The following is a 16,549-nucleotide window of genomic DNA, read 5'->3' on the forward strand; positions in this document are numbered from 1 at the left end:
CCCCTCCCCGGGACCGGCGCCACCCCCACGGCGCCGGTCCCGCACCGTGCCCCCGGAGGCGGCGGCTGCGAGGATGCCGCGGTGACCAACTCGACCGACGGGCCCGCAGGTTCGACCCCGCCCCACCCTCCGCTGCTCGCCGGACAGGCCCCGCTCGACGAGGTCATGGCGCGGCTGGCCCGGGACCGGCCGGTGTTCCACTCCGAGGCCGATCTCCAGCACTCCTTCGCGCTGGCGCTCCGGGAGCTGGCCCCCGAGCTGCGGTGCCGGCTGGAGGTGCCCCAGCAGACGGGCGGCAAGCGGCCCGCATACCTGGACCTGCTCTGCACTGGTCCGAGCGCCCGCACCGTGGTCGAGTTCAAGTACGTCACCCGGCGCTGGACCGGCACGTGCGGCCCGGACGGCGAGACGTACGCCCTGCGGAACCACGCGGCCACCGACCTCGCCCGGCTGGGCTTCGTCACCGACCTCACCCGGACCGAGCGGTTCGGCGAGGCCTCCGGCACGACCGGCCTGGCCCTGATGGTCACCAACGAGCCGCGGCTGTGGACCCCGCCCGCCCCCGGTGGGGCGCCGCGCCGGGACCAGGAGTTCCGGCTCCACCAAGGTCGGACGCTGGCCGGGACGCTCCGCTGGGCCGGCGGGTCCTACCTGCCCAACACCCGGGTGCTGCGCGGCCGCTACCCGTTGGACTGGCGCCCGTACTCGCGGCAGCCGGGGGCCGGCGGGGAGTTCCGGTACCTGGCGGTGGCGACCGGCGGCGCAGCCTGACGAGGCCGCGCGGCTGCCGTCCGGGCCGCCCGGCCGGGCCTATGCTGCTGCCGGGAGGGGCCCGGACGACGCTCCGGAAGAAATCTTCGCCGGATGTCGGGCCGGATGTCGAAATCGCCGGGCGTGCTTCGACCAGTCCGTGAGAGCGCCCCGGAGGCGGGCGCGGGAGACCGAGGAGCAGGACCATGAAGTACATGCTGCTGATGCAGTTCAGCGCCGCGACGGCCGACTTCCCCACCATCGACACCTGGACGCCGGAGGAGATCCAGGCGCACATCGGCTTCATGCGCGACACCAACGCCGAGCTCTCCGCCGCCGGCGAGCTGGTCGACGCCCAGGGCCTCGCGATGCCGGACTCGGCCCGGATCGTCCGCTCGCACGGGGGCGGCGCGCCGGTGGTCACCGAGGGCCCGTTCCCGGAGACCAAGGAATGGCTGGCCGGCTGGTGGATCGTCGACTGCGACGGTCTCGAGCGGGCGGTCGAGATCGCCGGCGCCGTCTCCGCCGCGCCCGGCCCCGGCGGCGCCCCGCTGAACATGCCGATCGAGGTGCGCCAGGTGATGGCGGCGCCGACCGGGGAGCTGTGAGCCCTGTCCGCCCGTGATCTGCCCGCCGATGACCTGCTGCGCCGGCTCGCGCCGCAGGTCGTCGGCGTGCTCACCCGCCGGTTCGGCGACTTCACCGCCGCCGAGGACGCCGTCCAGGAGGCCCTGCTGGCGGCCTCCGTCCAGTGGCCCGAGGAGGGCGTGCCGGCCAATCCCCGCGGCTGGCTGATCCAGGTCGCGCAGCGCCGGATGGCCGAGGAGGTCCGCAGCGAGCAGGCCCGCCGGCGCCGGGAGGACCAGGTGGCCCGGCAGGTGCCGGCCGACCTCCGTACGGCGCCCGCGGCGGACCTCGGCGCGCCGGCGGACCACGACGACACCCTGACCCTGCTCTTCCTGTGCTGCCACCCGGCCCTGTCCCCCGCCTCGGCCCTCGCCCTGACCCTGCGGTCGGTCGGCGGCCTCACCACCGCGGAGATCGCCCGGGCGTTCCTGGTGCCGGAGGCGACCATGGGCCAGCGGATCAGCCGGGCCAAGCAGCGGATCAAGGCCTCCGGCGTCCCGTTCCGGCTGCCGGACCGGGAGGGCTGGGCCGGGCGGCTCGACGCGGTGCTGCACGTGCTGTACCTGATCTTCAACGAGGGCTACGCCACCGGTGTGGGCGCCGACCTGCAACGGGTGGAGCTGGCCGAGGAGGCGATCCGGCTCACCCGGGCCGTGCACGCGCAGCTGCCCGAGGACGGCGAGGTGAGCGGGCTGCTGGCGCTGATGCTGCTCACCCACGCGCGCAGCCCGGCCCGGACCGGCCCCGGCGGCGAGCTGGTCCCGCTGGCCGAGCAGGACCGCGGGCGCTGGGACGCCGGCGCCGTTGCCGAGGGGATCGCGCTGATCACCGCGACCCTGCCCCGGGGCCCGGTCGGCCCGTACCAGGTGCAGGCGGCGATCGCCGCCGTACACGACGAGGCCGGGACCGCCGCCGACACCGACTGGCCGCAGATCCTCGCGCTGTACGGCGTGCTGGCGCGGATCGCGGACAACCCGCTGGTCGCGCTGAACCGGGTGGTCGCCACGGCGATGGTGCACGGGCCGCAGGCCGGCCTGGACGAACTCGCCGTGCTCGACCGGGATCCCCGGCTGGACGGGCACCACCGGGTCACCGTGGTCCGCGCCCACCTGCTGGAGCTGGCCGGCGACCGCGAGGGCGCGGCGGAGCAGTTCCGCGCCGCGTCCCGGGCCACCGCGAGCCTTCCCGAACGGCACCACCTCGCGATCCGGGCCGCCCGGCTGTCCCGGCCGCAGGCCGGCTGACCGTCTCCTCAGGCGACCAGCTCGTAGATGCTCCGGGCGGTCAGCCAGAGCCCGAGCAGCAGCGACAGCGTGACGATCAGCTGCTCCTGGTGGCCGTCCAGCCATTCGCGCAGGCCCGTCAGCCGGGCCCGGGAGGCCTCCGGCGCCCAGACCGTGTAGAGCTCCATCACGATCAGGCTCACGGTGGCCAGCAGGCAGTAGCCGGTCAGTGCCAGCCAGGATTCGAGCGTGGAGAGGTCGGCGTCGACCGCGGTGGCCGCGCCCGCACCGACCATCGCCCACGGCTGGAGCAGGAAGGCGAGGCCGCCGGCGGCCCAGACCGAGGCCCGGTCGACCTTCGCCATCCACTTGGGCGGACGCCGGGCGCCGGGCGGCCGGCGCCGCCGGTGCTCGCCGAACAGCGCGAGCAGCACACCGATGGCCAGCTTCACCGCCACGGCGCCCGTCGAGGGGGCGCTGTGCCGCATCGGCGGGCTGCCACCGGTCAGCAGCACCACGCAGGCCACCACGATGACCAGGTTGGCGAGCCAGGCGAGCAGGAAGGCGAGGCCCTTGCGGACGCCGTTGTCCGAGGAGAGCAGCAGGATGAACGCACTGTTGTGCAGGGGCCCGAGCGTGATCGCGGTACCGATCAGGAACAGGTCGAGGTCCATCGCGGCAGCGGCTCCCGGGGTGTCGGCCGGCGGTGCCCCGCGGGCGGCGGTGGTGTGACGCGGCGGCGGCCGCACCGCAGGGCGACTCTCTTCCTCCGGCCGCGGCGAGTCAACCAGCCACGACGCCGTTCCCCCGAATGACCGTGCCGCGGCGGCGGCGCCCGCCCCAGGGTGCGGATCCGGCCGGGTCGCCCGGTTCGGCCCGGCCGGCGGGCCGGCGGCGGCTATCGTCGGCCTGGCAGGCCGCGGTCCGTCGGGTACGGACGGACCGGGCGGAGCGCGACCGGCGAGGGGGCCGAATTGACGCGGATCATGGTGGTGGGGGCGGGGATCGCCGGTACGGCGGCCGCACTCGGGCTGCACCGGGCGGGCTTCGAGGTCACCGTGCACGAGGCTCACCCGGACACCGGCGCCGACATCGGCGCCTTCCTCACCCTGGCCAGCAACGGCATGCGGGCGCTGGCACAGCTGGACGCCGCGGCGCCGGTCGCCGGGCTCGGCTTCCCGCTGACCTCGATGAGCGTGCTGGACGAGGCCGGCCAGCAGCTCGCGGAGGTGCCGCTCGGCGAGCCGGACCACCCGCTGACCCGCTACCGGTGCCTGCGCCGCGCCGAGCTGGGCGCCGTGCTCCGGGAGGAGGTCGGCCGCCGGGGGATCCCGGTCCGGCACTCCGCGCGGCTGGTCGGCCTGACCGAGGACGCGGACGGCGTGACCGCCCGGTTCGCCGACGGCGGGTCGGCCACCGCCGATCTGCTGGTCGGCGCGGACGGACTGCACTCGGCGGTGCGCGCGCAGCTGGACCCGGCGGCGCCCCGGCCCGGGTACGCGGGTCAGCGGGTGTTCTACGGCTGCACGACCGAGGCGGCGCCGCCCGGCGGCCCGTCCGACCGGATCACCATGGTGCGCGGCAGCGGCGCCGCCTTCGGCTACGCGGTCTCGCCGGCCGGCGAGACCTTCTGGTTCGCCCGCGTCCCGGGTCCCGCGGTGACCGAGGACGAGCTGGCCGGAGGCAGCCCCGTGCGGTGGCGCGAGCAGCTGCTGCCGCTGCTGCGGCCCGACCGCACCCCCACCGCGGAGATCGTCGCCGCGACCTCGGAGCGGCTGATGGTGACCAACGCGCTGCACCTGGGCCCGGGGGTGCGCTGGCGCGGCCGCCGCACCGTCCTGATCGGGGACGCGGCGCACGCGGCCTCGCCGGCCACCGGCCAGGGCGCCTCGATGGCGCTGGAGGACGCCGTGCTGCTCGCCAAGGCGCTGCGCGACCGCGGGCCCGGGCCGGCGGCGCTGGAGCGGTACGAGGAGCTGCGCCGACCGCGCACCGAACGCAACATCGCGGTGAGCGCCCAGCTCACGGCGGCCCGGACGGCGGAACGCTCCCCCGCCGCGCCGCCGGCCCGGGACACCGAGCGCCCGCCGGCCCGGGTGGACGAGGAGCTGCTCCGGCTGCTCGACTGGGACACCCCGCTGCCGGACTCCGACCCGGAGCCGGAGCCGGACCCGGTCGCCTGAGCCCCTCGCAACGCCGCTCGCCGGGCCGGTCGCCCGCGCCGCCGGGGACACGCGGGCGGTGCGGGCGAGCACGGCGGGCGGCCCGGCGGGGACCTACCATCGTGACCACTCCGTCACTGTCCGGTCGCGCGCCGGGGGAAGACAGGTGCGCGCGTGGTCGCTCTGGTCGTCACCATGGGGACGCTGTTCGGCTGGGCCCTGGTGGCCGGCCGGCTGGCGCGGTGGAGCATCACGGCGCCGGTCGCGATGACCGCCGCCGGCGTACTGCTCTCGGTGGGGTCGCCCCCGGTGGTGACGATCAACCTGACCACCTCGGACGCCGAGCACGCGGTCGAGGTGATCCTCGCGGTGCTGCTGTTCACCGACGCGACCCACGTGCCGGAAGGGGTGGTGCACGGGCAGCGGCACCTGCTGACCAGGCTGTTGCTGATCGCGCTGCCACTGACCTTCGCCGCCGGGGTGCTGACCGGCGGGCTGCTGTTCCCGTCCGGCGGCTGGTGGCTGGCCGCGCTGTTCGCCGCCATCACCGTGCCGGTCGACCTGGCGCCGGCCGCGGAGCTGATCCGCGACGTGCGGCTGCCGTCCTGGCTGCGCGGGGTGCTCACGGTGGAGAGCGGGCTCAACGACGGCCTGATCGCCCCCGTGTTCCTGCTCTGCCTGGCCGGTACCGAGGCGCACGGCGGCGATCCCGGACCGGTGTCCGAGGCGCTGCTGGACGCGCTGTCCGCGCTGTTCTGGGCGGTGCTGGCCGGTGCGGTGGTGGGCAAGCCGGGCGGCTGGCTGCTGCGGCGGGCCTGGCAGGCGGGCTGGACCAAGCCCGGAGCCGTCCGGTTGGGGACGGTGGCGCTGCCGCTGCTGTCGTACGGGCTGGCGATCGTGCTGGACGGCAACGGGTTCGTGGCGGCGTTCGTCGCGGGGCTGTGCTTCACCCCGGACTCGCGGGCGCTGCCGCCGAAGGCGCTGCACCTGGTGGAGGACGTCGGGACGCTGCTGTCGCTGGCGCTCTGGTTCGTCTTCGGCAAGGTGGTCACGCAGGCGTTCACGGGTGAGTTCGACGGCCGGGTGGTGGCGTACGCCGCGCTGTCGCTGACCGTGGTGCGGGTCGCCCCGGTGCTGATCTCGCTGGCGGGCAGCGGCCTGGACCGGGCCGACCGGATGCTGCTGGCCTGGCTCGGGCCGCGCGGCCTGGCGTCCATCGTGTTCGGCCTGCTGGCCTTCATCAGCCTCGCTCCGGACGACGGACACGCCGCCGACCTGGTCGGCCAGGTGATGACCATGACGGTGCTGATGAGTCTGGTCCTGCACGGCCTGACGTACGGTCCGCTGGCCGCCCGGTACGCCCGGGCCCGCGAGCGCGCCGCGGCCGCCCGGGGCTGAGAGCGGCTCAGCGCCCGGCGGTCCAGCTGTGGGCGACGTCGACCACCAGCCGGTCGTCGAGCTGGAACACCCGGAACGGCAGCCGGGCGCGCACGCCCAGGCCGAGCTGGGTGCGGCCCTCGAAGCTGCCGGCGAACCGGGCGTCGACGAAGGTCCGGTAGCCCGTCAGGTCGACCCCGGGCAGCGGCTGCCCGGCGCGGGCCGGGTAGGTCGGGGCGCCGGTGGCCGGGTCGTAGGACGGCGCCAGCACGATCACCTCGAGGATCGCGCCGCCGCCCACCGGCAGGGTCCGGCCGGAGCCGTCCTGGACCAGAGCGTCGACGTACCGGACGTGGTAGCCGGCCGGGCGGGCGGCCGAGGTCCCCGGTACGTCCAGGACCAGCCGGTCGTAGCAGGGGTGGGCGCCGGTCCGCACGTCGGCCAGCGGCCGGATGCCGGAGGCGGCGCGGTCCTCGGGCAGGCTGCCCCACCCGGTCGGGCACTGCGCCACCGCTGCCGGGGGCGCGGCCGCCGCCGCGGTGAAGGGCGCCGCCGCCGTCCCGGCCCCCATGAGTACGAGTGCTGCCGGTACCGCCGTCCAACGTCGCATCGCAACCGCCTCCTCCGACGTGACTCCCCCTACCGAGAGGGACGGCGGTGCCCGGCCACCGGTTCCGGCCCCTGGCACACTCGAACCGGCGTACGGCCGACCGTCGTACCCTGGACGGACCTGGCCGCGGCGCGTCGCCTGCCCGCCCGGCTCCCCCGTCCTCACCCCCTCCGGTGACCCATGCGCCGTTCTCGCCGACTTCCCACCGCTCTCGCCACCACCGCCGCCGGTGCGCTGGTCGCCGTGCTCGCCGGCTGCTCGGCCGCCGGTGGCGGCGCCTCGGCCGCGCTCGCAGGCTCCCCGACCGGCCCCGCGACCGCCCCCGCCTCCCCGACACCGGCGGCCGCGCCGGTCACCGCCGCACCGAGCACCACCGCACCGAGCACCACCGCGCCCGCCGCCGACCCCCGGACCCGGCCGGCCACGCTGTCGATCCCCTCGATCGGGCTCGCCGGCCTCCCGGTGGTCCCGTACCAGGGCACCACCGACGACGCGCCGGGGACCACGATCCAGGACCGCGGGGTGGCCGCCAGCCCCTACGGCGAGCACGGCGGGGTCGGGCCCGGCCAGGTCGGCAACTACCTGATCACCGGGCACCGGCTCTCCGCCGGCGGCCCGCTCGGCCGCCTCCCCGCCGTGCAGGTGGGCGACGTGGTCGAGGTCAGCTCGGACGGCCTGGTCTACCGGTACGAGATCACCGCGACCAGGAGCACCTCGTTCCGCTCCGAGCAGTCCCTCGCCGAGCAGCGCGCCGCCGTCCCCGGCAGTCCGGGCACCGCGCCGACCCAGGCGATGATCACGATCTCCACCTGCGCCACCCCCGAGGACAACGCGGCCGGCGACCGCTGGCGGGACGCCAACGGGAACCCCGAGCACCGGATCGACAAGATCGGCGTCCTGGTCGGGACCCCGACCCCGGCACCGCCGTCCTGACCGGGCGCCCCGGTGCCCAGGTGCTCCGCCCGGGAGCCTCAGTGCTTCGCCGGGAGCCGGTCCAGCACGATCCCGAACAGCTCGCGGTAGGCGGCGAGCGCCTCGTCCGCACCCAGCACCCGCTCGGTGCGCCCGTCCACGGCCGTGGTGCGGATCAGCCGGGTGCCGCTGATCGTCACCCGACCGTCCTCGGTGAGCAGCGAGCAGGTGGGTGACCGGGTGAAGTGCGAGTCCGGCGAGGTGGTCTGCCACCAGCAGGTGGGCACGAAGTCGGTCAGCCGGTAGGGGCGCAGGTCGAGCCGGTACTGCGGCGTCCCGTCCAGCAGGACGTCGACCTCCTCGCCGTGCGGCCGGACGGTGAACACGCCGCACGGGTCGGGCTGCTCGCCGCGCTCGTCCAGGCGCAGCGGCAGCTTGCTGAACCGGCCGAAGCCGACGTCGACCAGCCAGGGCTCGCCGAGGTCGACCAGCAGCGCCAGGTGGTCCTGGGGCGGTCCGGGGCGCTCGCCGGCGAAGACCCGGGCGCTGTGCAGGGTCACCCGGTAGCCGAGCGCGCGCAGCAGTTCGGCGAAGGCGCCGTTGAGTTCGTAGCAGAAGCCGCCCCGGCGGCGGCCGACGATCTTCTCCAGCAGCAGGTCGAGGTCCAGCCGGACCGGCTCGTCCAGGTGGATGCTGAGGTTCTCGAACGGGACGGCCAGCAGGTGCGCGCTCTGCAGCGCGGCGAGCGCCTGCGCGTCGGGGCGGGCGGGCCGCGGGGCGCCGATCCGGTCGAGGTAGGCGGTGACCTGCGGCTCGGTGAGGCCGGGGGCCGGCGGGGTGTGGTCCATCAGGCCATTCCACCTCCGGGTCCGGCCTCCGGGCAAGATCGACCCGGGTGGTCCGGCGCCGCGCGCCGCCCGTTCAGCGGCGTCCGGCTGGCCGGACCTTCCCACCGTGGCCGATGGTCGGACCGGGGCCGCCGCCGCGGTGACCGACAGGACGGGCCGCCGGACGGCGGCCGCCGGGAACGAAGGAGCGGGCGGATGCCGAAGTACCTGGTCCGGGCCAACTACACCGCCGAAGGGGCCGAGGGCCTGCTCGCCGAGGGGGGCACCGGCCGCCGGGCCGCCGTGGAGCGGGTGGTGACCTCGTTCGGCGGCCGGCTGGAGACGATGTACTTCGCGTTCGGCGAGCACGACCTGTACTGCGTGATCGAGCTGCCCGACCACGAGGCGATGGCCGCCGTCGCGATGACGGTGCGCGCCAGCGGGGCGCTGTCGTCCACGGTGGCGGTGCTGCTCACGCCCGAGGAGGTCGACGCCGCCGCCGGGCGCCCGGTCGACTTCCGCCGCCCCGGCGCCTGATCAGGCCGCCGGGCCCGGGTTCAGCCGGGGGTGCGCCACCCCGGGGAACACCCGTACCCGGACGCCGGGCTCCGCACCACCGCCCGCCGGCACCGGCTCGGCCCGGCCCCACGGACGGCCCGGCAGCACCACGGTCAGCCGGTACGAGGCCGCGCAGCCGAGGCAGTCGTAGCGGTCCTCCCAGGTCTCGAGGTTGACGGTGCTGCCGGGGTCGCGGGCGACGTGCCGGTGGGTGGCGTGGCACCGCTCGCAGGTCTCGCCGGGCTCGCAGGTGCCGCCGCACGGGCAGGGCAGGTCCAGGCTCTCGGCGGGCAGCCAGCGCTGGACCTCCAGCGCCTTGGCCACCTCGGCCTTGGGGGTGGCCATGATCAGGCTGCGGGCGGCCACGTTGTAGGACTCGCCGGTGGTGGCCATCCGGTCGCGGATGACGTCCTTGCGGGCGCGGTTGGTGGTCATACCGTCTAAACCTCCGGTGGTCTGGCACGCAACCGACAGGAGGACGGCGGGACCGTCCGGGGTGGTGCGCGTGAGTCGGGGACCCTTGTCCGGGCCGGGTGGACCGCCTGCGGCGGGGGTACGGCTCGGAGCGGGCAGACGCAGCTGCCGTGCACCACGGTACCCGGTCGGCGGAGGGCGCCGTCGCCTCACACTGGGGAGCGACACCCCGGCACCCGTCCGAATCCGGCCCGCCCGGACGGCCGTCCCGGTGGCCGCGGCGGCCGTCCGGGTGCCGTAGGCATGTGCTCGCGGTCTGACGGAACCCGAAGTGCTCATGCCCAACCCCGCGGCCGGTCATCCTGGGACGGTGACTGCGATCGACTCCCGGGCGCCCGGCGCCCGCCTGCTGCCCGCCCCCGCCGCGGCGGTGCGGCTCCCCGTCCCCGCCCGGCTGGTGGACGACCTGACCCGAGACCTGTCCGGCGCGGCCGACGCCGTCCGCTCCATGCCCGGCCGCGCGGGGGACGTGACCGTGGCCGCGTACACCGCCGTGGTCTGCACCGGCGGCAGCGCCGCCGACGCGCTGCGGCAGGCCGCCGACTGGTGCCGGCAGGCGCCCGAGGCCGAGATCCACAGCAGCCACCTGGCCCGGGTGCCCGGCCACCGCGAGGACGTCTGGGAGTACACGGTGACCCTCGCCGTCTCCTTCCCCGACCCGGAGACCGGGGAGCACCCGGGCCACACCCACACCGGCCGCCGCCCGCAGGGCCGCTGACACCTGGTCGGATGGTGTACGCCCCGCCGGTGCGCGCCGGCGGGCCCGACGGACGGTAGGTTTCAATGGTGATCATCTACCCGGCTCCGGAGTCGTACCAGTGGATCGAGTCCGAGGGCGGCCCGCTGGTCGTGCTGCCCGAGGAGGCGCTCGGCGCCTGGCGGGGCACCGACGGCGACGCCCCGGACAGCGACTACGCGCGAGCCTGCGCCGTGGACGGCTACGCCGCCGTCATCCCCGCGGGCCCGGCCGAGGCCCTGGTGCTCGGGGACGAACCGGCGGCCACCACGTACCTGCCCGAGCACCGGCTCTTCGTCCGGTGGTGCGCGGCCGAGTCGGAGGCCGCGCTGTTCGCCGCGCTCGGGCCCGCCCTGGAGTACGCGCGCTGGGAGGAGGGGCTGAGCTGGCGGACGCCGGGCGCCGCCGTCCTGCTCGACGCCGCAGCACCGGGCGCCGGCGCGGGGCCGCGGGAGCGGCTCACCCTCGACCTGGCCCCCGGCCGCTACGCCGTACGCGCCGCCTGGGTGGAGCCGGACCCGCTGACCTGGCTGACGCTGGTTCAGCTGATCCCCGAGGCGGACTAGCACCCGGCGGGGGTGACCGAAAGGATCCGGGCCGCGCCGCGGGGGCGTACCCGGCGGGGACCGAAAGACCGGGCCGGCTCGGCGATCTGCCGGTTGTGGGGCGATCCGGCCGGTCGGCAGGGTGTCGTACGGAGCGGGTCCACCTCCCGCCGTGACGACAGGAGCCCCCGGACATGCCCGCGCCGAACCCGCCCCGTGCCAAGGTCCTGGCCGCCTACCGCTACTGCGAGGCGGTCACCGCGCTGGAGGCGAGGAACTTCGCGTACGGCATCCGGCTGCTGCCCGCGCCGAAGCGGCGGGCGGTGTCGGCGCTCTACGCGCTGGCCCGCCGGGTCGACGACATCGGCGACGGTCCGCTGCCCGCCGATCGGAAGGCGCTGCTGCTGGAGCACGTGCGCGACCTGCTCGCGGAGGTGCGCGAGGGCGCGGTCGGCGAGGAGGAGACCGACCCGGTCAAGCTCGCCCTGGCCGACGTGGTGACCGCCTACCCGATCCCGCTGGAGGCCTTCGAGGAGCTGGTGGACGGGGTCGGCATGGACGTGCGGGGCCGCGAGTACCGGACCTTCGCCGAACTGCGCGAGTACTGCGGCTGCGTGGCGGGCTCGGTGGGCCGGCTGCTGGTCGGCGTGTTCGGCTGCACGGACCCGGTGCGCGGGGCGGAGTACGCCGACGCGCTCGGGCTCGCCCTGCAGCTCACCAACATCCTGCGCGACCTGCGCGAGGACGCCGCCCTCGGCCGCAGCTACCTGCCGGCGGAGGACCTGTGGCGGTTCGGCTGCGAGAGCGGCCTCGGCGCGGCCGCCCGCTCCCCGCAGGCCGACGTGACGGGGCTGGTGCTGTTCGAGGCGGCCCGGGCGGAGCGGTACTTCCAGGACGGCCTGCGGCTGCTGCCGCTGCTCGACGGCCGCAGCCGGGCCGCCACCGCGACCATGGCCGGCATCTACCGGCGGCTGCTGCACCGGATCGCGCGCGACCCCGAGGCGGTGCTGCACGGGCGGATCGCCCTACCGAGCCACGAGAAGGCCTGGATCGCGGGCTCGGCGCTCGCCCGGGGCGCGGCCCCGCTCCGGGCCGCCTGAGCGCACACCGGCCCCGGCGCGGCGCCGGGGCACCGTCCGACCCGAAGGAGAGAGGGCGATGGCCCTACGCAAGTCGAGCACGGTGGAGCAGGTCGCGGAGGCGGTCCGGCGGGCCGACCCGGACGACCGGCCGGTCGTCACGCTGGCGGTGCTCCCCGGCCCGAGCCCGTGGCGGTCCGCCCTGATGAGCGGTCAGTTCGACGCCGAGGAGTACTTCTTCACGCTCACCGAGCACACCGTGCTGCTGCACCGGATCGAGTTCCTGCGCCATCGGCCGGGCGCACCGGCCTATGCGCTGCCCCGCTCCGAGGCGGTCCGCCGCTTCGTCCCCGGGCAGCGCCGGACGCTGTGGAGCTGGTTCCGCTTCCGGCTGCCCGGGGAGCCGGCGCCGACCAGGATGAACGTCCGCCGGGCCTGGCGCCCGGAGCTGGACCGGCTGGCCGACGCGCTGGCCGGTCACTCCGTCGGGGGGATCGGGCCCGGCCACCCGTGACCGCGGCGCCGTTCGGCGGTTGGTCAGGCCGGCAGTCCCCCCAACCCGCTCACGGAGGCCCCGGTGCGCACCGCCGTCCGAACCATCCTCGCCTGCACGCTGCTCGGCGCCGTCGCGCCGGCCACGACCGGGGCGGCGGCCGCCGCGGAGCAGCCGGTGGCGCAGCACCAGAGCATCCCGGTGCTGGCCGTCACCGACCTGGGCGACCTCACCACGATCGCCAACCTGGGGCGTGACTTCGCGGGCCTGCTCGGCCGCTGACGCCACGCCGCACGGCCCGCCGCCGGCCCGCGGGCCGGCCGGCCGTCGGCCCGATGGCGGGCCGTGCGGGCCGCTATCGTGGAGCCCATGTCCACCCGGCGCCACGAGGCGCGGTTCGCCGCCGAGGTCGGCCGAGCCGTCCGCAGGCTCGGCGACGACGACCGCAAGGAGCTGCTGGCCGCCGTCGAACGGGCCCAGGCGGACCCGTGGTCCTGGCCGCAGGCCGACCGGTACGACCTGGACGACTCGGTCCGGGTGGTCACCACCACCCGGGCGATCGTGCACTACGTGATCCTGCCCGAGCCGCCGCACCTGTGGGTCTTCGCCGCCGCCGTGATCTAGGCCGTGTTTGCGCGGGCGACGGCACCGCGGAGGTGGTGGGACTCCGCGGTGCCGTCGGTTGGTCGGTGCTGCGGGTGGTGCTACTCGGCGCCGGCGCGGCGGGCGCGGGTGCGGCGGGTCAGCAGGGCGCCGAGCCCCGCCGAGAGCACGGCGCCGGCGCCGAGGGCGGTGGTGGTGCCGGTGTCGGTGCCGGTGTCGGCGAGGGCTCCGTGCTGGCCGGCCGCGGGCTTGCCGTCAGCGCTGGTGCCGGAGGTGTAGCCGGCCGGGTGGACGGCCGGCTGCCCGCCCCAGTGGCCGGGGTGGTCGCCGTGGCCGGGGTGGTCGTCGTCGCAGTCGTCGCCGGGGCCGTGGCCGTGGTCGTGGTCCTCGCAGGGCGTGCACGCCGGGACGGTCACGGTGTTGCTGGTGGCGGTCACGGTGCTGCCGCCGGGGCTGGTGCCGGTGACGGTCGCGTGGTCGGTGATCCGGCCGGCCTTCACGTCGGCGGCGGTCACGGTGTGGGTCGCGGTGCAGGTGGTCGACGCGCCGGGCTCCAGTCCGGTGACCGGGCAGGTCACCTGGGGGGTGCCGGGGCCGTCGTCGACGACGTGCAGGCCGGTGAGGGGCGTGTTGCCGGCGTTGGTGACCGTGAACGTGTAGTGGACGCTCTGCCCGGCCGCGGAGAACGCGGTCTCCTGCGCCCGCTTCTCGATCGTCAGGCCGGCGTAGGGGACGGTCACCTGGTTGCTGGTACCGGTGACGCTGACGCCGCCCGGGTCGGTGCCGGTGGCGGTCGCCGTGTCGACGACCTTCCCGGCGCGCACGTCCGCGGCGGTGGTGGTGTACATCGCGGTGCAGGTGGTGAAGGCACCCGGCAGCAGGACCGACACGGGGCACGTCACCTGCGGGGTACCGGGCCCCTGGTCGGTGACCGCGACGTTCGTCAGCGGCTGGGAGCCGGTGTTGGTCACCACGTAGCTGTAGTGCAGGACCTGCCCGGGCGCGGTGAAGTCCTGCTCGGTGGCGGACTTCACGACGGTGAGGCCGCGGGTGGGCGGGGTGACCCGGACGGTGGTGGTGCAGCCGCCCACGGTGGCGCAGCTGCCGCCCTGTCCGGTCGCGGTGGCCGCGTTGGTCAGGGCCCGGTCGCCGGTGTCCGGGGTCTTCACCGTGACCTGGTAGCTGACGGTCGCGGTGGCGCCCGCGGCGAGCAGGCCGGTGTAGCCGAGGGTGGTGCCGGTCACCGACGCGCTGCCGATGGTGGCCATGACGGACCCGGGGACCAGGGTGGCGTCGTCCAGCACGGCGCCGAGGTCGTCGCTGAAGTCGGCGTTCGCCGGGACGGTACCGGTGTTCGACACCATCACGGTGTAGGTGACCGTGGCGCCCTCGTCGACCGGGCCGGCCGGCGAGGCGCCCTTGGCGATGGTGTAGGTGGGCACGGTGCAGCTGCCGGAGTCCTGGGGGGCGGTGGCACCGTAGAAGCCGGATCCGGTGGCGACCACCGGCGTCACCGGCAGCGGGTCGGTCGAGGCGGCGGTCGGGACGCTGTCGAGCCGGTTGATCGTCCCGTCCGAGGCGAACGCGTAGACGCTGCCGCCCGACTGTGCGGCGCCGAAGGTCTGCGGGACGGTCCCGATCTGGGTGACGGTGTTGTCCGGGTGGATCCGGAACACCGCGGAGGGGACGCCGGCGCCGGAGCCGGCCGGGGTGCCGAACGCGAGGACGTCGCCGTCCGCGAGGGTCAGGAAGTCACCTGCGGAGACGAATCCGGCGGGGAAGGCGTAGGGGGCCACGGTGCTGACGCCGGTGGCCGGGTCGAGCAGGTAGATCTGGTTGGTCGTGAACGCCCCGACGATCAGCGTGCCGTTGGCGGCGGCGGTCAGACCGTTGACCACCGTGACGGCGGCGAGCGGCCCGGTCACCGCGGTGGTCGCGGTCTCGGCACCGGTGGCCGGGTCGATCGTGTACAGCGATGGAGCGCCGGGGAAGTTGATGCCGTAGAGCTTGGAGCCGTTCGGGCTGAACGCGATGTCCCCGTAGTCACGGACGAGCGGCGCGCTGAACAGGACCGTTCCGGCGGTGTCGTACTCGACGAGGGTGTGGGTCGCCCCTCCGGTGTTCGTCCACAGCGGGACGGGCGGGCAGTCGGCCCGTACGGCCCGCGGTGGCGGGGCGGATGCGTGAGCCACCGCGGGGACGCCTTGGGCGAGGGCGAGCGTCGTTCCCATGCCGCTGGTGGCGAGGACGAGGCCGGTGGCGGCCGCGACGAGCGAGCGCCGCGGGGAGGGGCGACCGATGTGCGCCATGTGCTGGTGACCATTTCTGTTCGGGGACGGGGACAGATCGGCGAACCGGAGCCGTGTCCGAAGCACGGCTCACCACGGCACGGGGGATGTCGGAAGTCTGCGTGTTCGACTCGTGCCACGGTTTCGTATGATCACCAGACCGCAATCCCGGTACTCCTGACGGTGCGCCCGAACGGTGAATGTCCACCGTTTGCCCCTCCGGGCACACCCCGCCACCGTGGATCGGGCCCGGCCCCACCCGCGCGCTCGGCGGAGCCGGCGCCCGCCCTTCGTCCTCGGCCGTCCTCGGCCGTCCGGTCCTGTCCGGGGCTCAGGCCAGCTGGGGCATCACCCGGGTGGCGATCAGCTCCAGGTGGTCGAGGTCGTCCAGGTCGAGGATCTGCAGGTAGATCCGGCTGCTCCCGGCCTCCCGGTAGTGGCCGATCCGGTCGACCACCTCGGCCGGGCTGCCGGCCAGGCCGTTGCGGCGCAGCTCCGCCGGCTCCCGGCCGATCGCGGCGGCCCGCCGGGCCACCTCGGCGTCGTCCGCGCCGACGCAGGCCACCAGCGCGTTGCTGTAGACCAGCGAGTCGGCGCTGCGGCCGTGGCGCTCGGCGGCGGCCCGCACCCGGCCGATCTGCTCGGCGCTCTGCTCCACCGAGGCGAACGGCAGGTTGAACTCGTCGGCGTAGCGGGCCGCCAGCGCCGGGGTCCGCTCCGGTCCCATGCCGCCGACCAGCACCGGGATCCGCTGCTGGGCCGGCTTGGGCAGCGCCGGGGAGTCCCGGAGTTCGTAGTACTCGCCCTTGAAGTCGAAGGTCTCCCCCACGGCCGTTTGCCACAGGCCGGTGACGATCGCCAGCTGCTCCTCCAGCCGGCCGAACTTCGCGGCCGGGAACGGGATGCCGTAGGCGCGGTGCTCCTGCTCGAACCAGCCTGCGCCGAGCCCGAGTTCGACCCGGCCGCCGCTCATCCGGTCGACCTGGGCGACCTGGATGGCGAGCACGCCGGGCAGCCGGAAGGTGGCGGCGGTCATCAGGGTGCCGAGCCGGATCCGGCTGGTCTCGCGGGCCAGACCGGCCAGGGTGATCCAGGCGTCGGTGGGGCCGGGCAGGCCGTCGGCGTCGCCCATCCGGAGGTAATGGTCGGAGCGGAAGAAGGCGTCGTAGCCGAGGTCCTCGGTGGCCTTGGCCACCCGGAGCAGGGTGTCGTAGTCGGCGCCCTGCTGGGGTTCGGTGAAGATGCGGAGATCCATGACCGCCACGCTAACCCGCCGGGGTCGACC

The 16,549-nt window shown here is 75.7% G+C and carries 19 protein-coding genes; 13 read left to right on the plus strand and 6 right to left on the minus strand.

Annotated features, from left to right (window positions below; all coding sequences use genetic code 11):
• Positions 1-81: 81 nt before the first annotated feature.
• From ABT014_RS15605 to ABT014_RS15615, 3 genes are all read left to right on the plus strand, one after another.
• A complete protein-coding gene (locus tag ABT014_RS15605; protein WP_350639272.1) occupies positions 82-771 on the plus strand; it encodes a hypothetical protein in 690 nt (229 codons plus the stop codon).
• 185 nt (positions 772-956) lie between these two features.
• Positions 957-1,358, plus strand: a complete 402-nt coding sequence (locus ABT014_RS15610; RefSeq protein ID WP_350639273.1) for a YciI family protein — start codon at positions 957-959, stop codon at positions 1,356-1,358.
• A gap of 3 nt (positions 1,359-1,361) precedes the next feature.
• Positions 1,362-2,621 carry an RNA polymerase sigma factor gene (locus tag ABT014_RS15615; protein ID WP_350639343.1) on the plus strand — a complete coding sequence of 420 codons (1,260 nt, stop codon included), beginning with the start codon at positions 1,362-1,364 and terminating at the stop codon, positions 2,619-2,621.
• Between the two features lie 8 nt (positions 2,622-2,629).
• On the opposite strand, the gene ABT014_RS15620 is transcribed toward ABT014_RS15615, so the two are convergent.
• Entirely contained in the window at positions 2,630-3,274 is a 645-nt protein-coding gene (locus ABT014_RS15620; protein ID WP_350639274.1) for a GAP family protein, read from the minus strand.
• Positions 3,275-3,574: 300 nt separating this feature from the next.
• Between ABT014_RS15620 and ABT014_RS15625 the strand changes: the two genes are divergently transcribed.
• Entirely contained in the window at positions 3,575-4,783 is a 1,209-nt protein-coding gene (locus ABT014_RS15625) for an FAD-dependent oxidoreductase (protein ID WP_350639275.1), read from the plus strand.
• A gap of 153 nt (positions 4,784-4,936) precedes the next feature.
• The gene (locus tag ABT014_RS15630; protein ID WP_350639276.1) at positions 4,937-6,160 is read left to right on the plus strand and encodes a cation:proton antiporter; all 1,224 of its coding nucleotides are present in this window, start codon (positions 4,937-4,939) and stop codon (positions 6,158-6,160) included.
• A gap of 7 nt (positions 6,161-6,167) precedes the next feature.
• Here the strand turns inward: ABT014_RS15630 and ABT014_RS15635 are convergent, their stop codons facing one another.
• The gene (locus tag ABT014_RS15635; protein ID WP_350639277.1) at positions 6,168-6,749 is read right to left on the minus strand and encodes an AMIN-like domain-containing (lipo)protein; all 582 of its coding nucleotides are present in this window, start codon (positions 6,747-6,749) and stop codon (positions 6,168-6,170) included.
• 180 nt (positions 6,750-6,929) lie between these two features.
• Between ABT014_RS15635 and ABT014_RS15640 the strand changes: the two genes are divergently transcribed.
• A complete protein-coding gene (locus ABT014_RS15640) occupies positions 6,930-7,682 on the plus strand; it encodes a class E sortase (protein WP_350639278.1) in 753 nt (250 codons plus the stop codon).
• A gap of 38 nt (positions 7,683-7,720) precedes the next feature.
• On the opposite strand, the gene ABT014_RS15645 is transcribed toward ABT014_RS15640, so the two are convergent.
• The gene (locus ABT014_RS15645; RefSeq protein WP_350639279.1) at positions 7,721-8,509 is read right to left on the minus strand and encodes an arylamine N-acetyltransferase family protein; all 789 of its coding nucleotides are present in this window, start codon (positions 8,507-8,509) and stop codon (positions 7,721-7,723) included.
• A 195-nt stretch (positions 8,510-8,704) separates the two neighbouring features.
• On the opposite strand from ABT014_RS15645, the gene ABT014_RS15650 reads away from it, so the two are divergent.
• Entirely contained in the window at positions 8,705-9,025 is a 321-nt protein-coding gene (locus tag ABT014_RS15650) for a GYD domain-containing protein (protein ID WP_350639280.1), read from the plus strand.
• Here ABT014_RS15650 and ABT014_RS15655 read toward each other — a convergent pair whose 3' ends face one another.
• Complete coding sequence (locus ABT014_RS15655) at positions 9,026-9,481, minus strand: hypothetical protein (RefSeq protein ID WP_350639281.1); 456 nt, start codon at positions 9,479-9,481, stop codon at positions 9,026-9,028.
• A gap of 349 nt (positions 9,482-9,830) precedes the next feature.
• Between ABT014_RS15655 and ABT014_RS15660 the strand changes: the two genes are divergently transcribed.
• The 6 genes from ABT014_RS15660 (at position 9,831) to ABT014_RS15685 (ending at position 12,997) form a co-directional block, all read left to right on the plus strand.
• Positions 9,831-10,238, plus strand: coding sequence for a hypothetical protein (locus ABT014_RS15660; protein WP_350639282.1), 408 nt, complete (start codon positions 9,831-9,833; stop codon positions 10,236-10,238).
• A gap of 65 nt (positions 10,239-10,303) precedes the next feature.
• Positions 10,304-10,822, plus strand: a complete 519-nt coding sequence (locus ABT014_RS15665; protein WP_350639283.1) for an Imm21 family immunity protein — start codon at positions 10,304-10,306, stop codon at positions 10,820-10,822.
• A 173-nt stretch (positions 10,823-10,995) separates the two neighbouring features.
• Entirely contained in the window at positions 10,996-11,901 is a 906-nt protein-coding gene (locus tag ABT014_RS15670) for a phytoene/squalene synthase family protein (RefSeq protein WP_350639284.1), read from the plus strand.
• 58 nt (positions 11,902-11,959) lie between these two features.
• Positions 11,960-12,394 carry a hypothetical protein gene (locus tag ABT014_RS15675; protein ID WP_350639285.1) on the plus strand — a complete coding sequence of 145 codons (435 nt, stop codon included), beginning with the start codon at positions 11,960-11,962 and terminating at the stop codon, positions 12,392-12,394.
• Positions 12,395-12,457: 63 nt separating this feature from the next.
• Positions 12,458-12,655 carry a hypothetical protein gene (locus ABT014_RS15680; protein WP_350639286.1) on the plus strand — a complete coding sequence of 66 codons (198 nt, stop codon included), beginning with the start codon at positions 12,458-12,460 and terminating at the stop codon, positions 12,653-12,655.
• Positions 12,656-12,742: 87 nt separating this feature from the next.
• Positions 12,743-12,997: a hypothetical protein gene (locus ABT014_RS15685; protein ID WP_350639287.1), complete on the plus strand. Its 255-nt coding sequence runs from the start codon at positions 12,743-12,745 to the stop codon at positions 12,995-12,997.
• An 80-nt stretch (positions 12,998-13,077) separates the two neighbouring features.
• Here the strand turns inward: ABT014_RS15685 and ABT014_RS15690 are convergent, their stop codons facing one another.
• Together ABT014_RS15690 and ABT014_RS15695 are read right to left on the minus strand one after the other, a co-directional pair.
• On the minus strand, positions 13,078-15,285 hold the full coding sequence (locus tag ABT014_RS15690; protein ID WP_350639288.1) for a CLIPPER-2 domain-containing protein: 2,208 nt from the start codon (positions 15,283-15,285) through the stop codon (positions 13,078-13,080).
• A 310-nt stretch (positions 15,286-15,595) separates the two neighbouring features.
• Positions 15,596-16,519 (minus strand): LLM class F420-dependent oxidoreductase, encoded by a 924-nt coding sequence (locus tag ABT014_RS15695; RefSeq protein WP_350639289.1) that lies wholly within the window; start codon positions 16,517-16,519, stop codon positions 15,596-15,598.
• Positions 16,520-16,549: the final 30 nt, after the last annotated feature.

Origin of the sequence: Kitasatospora sp. NPDC094015 (genome assembly GCF_040304075.1) — a bacterium.
In the GTDB taxonomy this organism is placed as follows: Bacteria; Actinomycetota; Actinomycetes; order Streptomycetales; family Streptomycetaceae; genus Kitasatospora.

What these genes read in the sequence shown, in the direction of transcription:
- ABT014_RS15610 (WP_350639273.1), top strand. Translation starts at nt 957, where the DNA reads ATGAAGTACATGCTGCTGATGCAGTTCAGCGCCGCGACGGCCGACTTC.
- ABT014_RS15620 (WP_350639274.1), bottom strand. Translation starts at nt 3,274, where the DNA reads ATGGACCTCGACCTGTTCCTGATCGGTACCGCGATCACGCTCGGGCCC.
- ABT014_RS15635 (WP_350639277.1), bottom strand. Translation starts at nt 6,749, where the DNA reads ATGCGACGTTGGACGGCGGTACCGGCAGCACTCGTACTCATGGGGGCC.
- ABT014_RS15640 (WP_350639278.1), top strand. Translation starts at nt 6,930, where the DNA reads ATGCGCCGTTCTCGCCGACTTCCCACCGCTCTCGCCACCACCGCCGCC.
- ABT014_RS15645 (WP_350639279.1), bottom strand. Translation starts at nt 8,509, where the DNA reads ATGGACCACACCCCGCCGGCCCCCGGCCTCACCGAGCCGCAGGTCACC.
- ABT014_RS15650 (WP_350639280.1), top strand. Translation starts at nt 8,705, where the DNA reads ATGCCGAAGTACCTGGTCCGGGCCAACTACACCGCCGAAGGGGCCGAG.
- ABT014_RS15655 (WP_350639281.1), bottom strand. Translation starts at nt 9,481, where the DNA reads ATGACCACCAACCGCGCCCGCAAGGACGTCATCCGCGACCGGATGGCC.
- ABT014_RS15665 (WP_350639283.1), top strand. Translation starts at nt 10,304, where the DNA reads ATGGTGATCATCTACCCGGCTCCGGAGTCGTACCAGTGGATCGAGTCC.
- ABT014_RS15670 (WP_350639284.1), top strand. Translation starts at nt 10,996, where the DNA reads ATGCCCGCGCCGAACCCGCCCCGTGCCAAGGTCCTGGCCGCCTACCGC.
- ABT014_RS15675 (WP_350639285.1), top strand. Translation starts at nt 11,960, where the DNA reads ATGGCCCTACGCAAGTCGAGCACGGTGGAGCAGGTCGCGGAGGCGGTC.
- ABT014_RS15685 (WP_350639287.1), top strand. Translation starts at nt 12,743, where the DNA reads ATGTCCACCCGGCGCCACGAGGCGCGGTTCGCCGCCGAGGTCGGCCGA.
- ABT014_RS15690 (WP_350639288.1), bottom strand. Translation starts at nt 15,285, where the DNA reads ATGGCGCACATCGGTCGCCCCTCCCCGCGGCGCTCGCTCGTCGCGGCC.
- ABT014_RS15695 (WP_350639289.1), bottom strand. Translation starts at nt 16,519, where the DNA reads ATGGATCTCCGCATCTTCACCGAACCCCAGCAGGGCGCCGACTACGAC.